The organism is Sandarakinorhabdus oryzae, assembly GCF_009733735.1.
Classification (GTDB): domain Bacteria; phylum Pseudomonadota; class Alphaproteobacteria; order Sphingomonadales; family Sphingomonadaceae; genus Sandarakinorhabdus; species Sandarakinorhabdus oryzae.
On record NZ_WNJP01000332.1, the window covers coordinates 1 to 1,164 of the forward strand.

At 71.6% G+C, this 1,164-nt stretch carries 1 protein-coding gene; it reads left to right on the forward strand.

Annotated elements, in window-relative coordinates; all coding sequences use genetic code 11:
• A partial coding sequence (locus GJ693_RS17245) for a hypothetical protein (RefSeq protein ID WP_197042299.1) occupies positions 1–1,164 on the forward strand: 1,164 nt, incomplete at both ends.

Genomic DNA, 1,164 nt, shown 5'->3' on the forward strand with positions numbered 1-1,164 from the left:
GAAGCCGCGCAGGCGACCAGCGCCGCCCGGCGGCTGGTGGGCGAGGTGTCAGCCTCCGCCGCCGCCGATGTGGCCGCCGCCACCCGGCTGGCCGCCCCGCCGCCTGTGTCCGCGCCCGAGCCGGACGCCGAAGCTTCGGGCGTGATCGCCAGCGTGTTCGTGCAGGCCTTCTCGGCCATCGGCCACCCGGCGCTGGCCGAACCGCTGGCGCGCATGGTGCAGGCTGGCCTGGTCGACGGCCTCGCCCGCTTTGGCAATCTGCGGGTGTTGCAGGAAACGGCGGCGGGCGATGCGCATGTCGTGTCGGGCAGCCTGGTGCAATCGGGGCCGCGCGTGCGGCTGCGCTGCCGGCTCACCGATCCGGCCGGCAATATCCTGTGGAGCGACGAGGTCAGCCGCGAGGGTGACGATCTGTTCGCGCTGGAAGAGGATCTGACCGCGGCCATCGTCGCGGCGCTGGAAGCGCGCATCCGCTTCGCCCGCGCCGCCGAGGCCCAGGAACGCCCGCCGGCCAATGCCAACGCGCTGTTCCTGCGCGCGCTGGCCCACATGATGGGCGATGGCGATTTCCCGGCCGTGGAACGCTATCTGGAACAGGCGCTGGCCATGGACCCGGATCATGGCCTCGCCGGTGCCTATCTGCCGTGGGCCGCGATCCAGACCGGGCGCATCACCAGCCCGGAGATTGCCGCGCGCTATGCCAAGCTGGCCCAGCATGCCGTCTACAGCGCGCCCGATGACGTGATGGTGCAGTCCATCGGCGGGCTGATGTATCTGCTGCTGAGCCAGGATTTTGATGGCGCCTTCACCATGATCGAGCGGGCGCTGCAACGGCAGCCGCATTTCGCCTTTCCCTGGCTGTCACGCGCCTGGGTGCGCATCCACCATGGTGACAGCCCCGGCGCGCTCGCCGATTTCGACGAGGCCGAGCGGCTGTCGCGCGCCGATCCCACCGATATCGGCATCCACGCCGGCCGCGCCATGGCCTGTTTCCAGGCCGGTGACCTGGAAGCAGCGCGGGTCTGGGTGCAGCGATCGCTGGCCCGCACCCGCGCCAGCCTGGAGGCGCTGCGCGTCGGCATTGCGGCCGCGGTGGAGCAGGGGCGCATGGACGATGCCCGCGCGCTGGCGCAGGCGCTCTTGGCGCGCAATCCCAACGAGCGG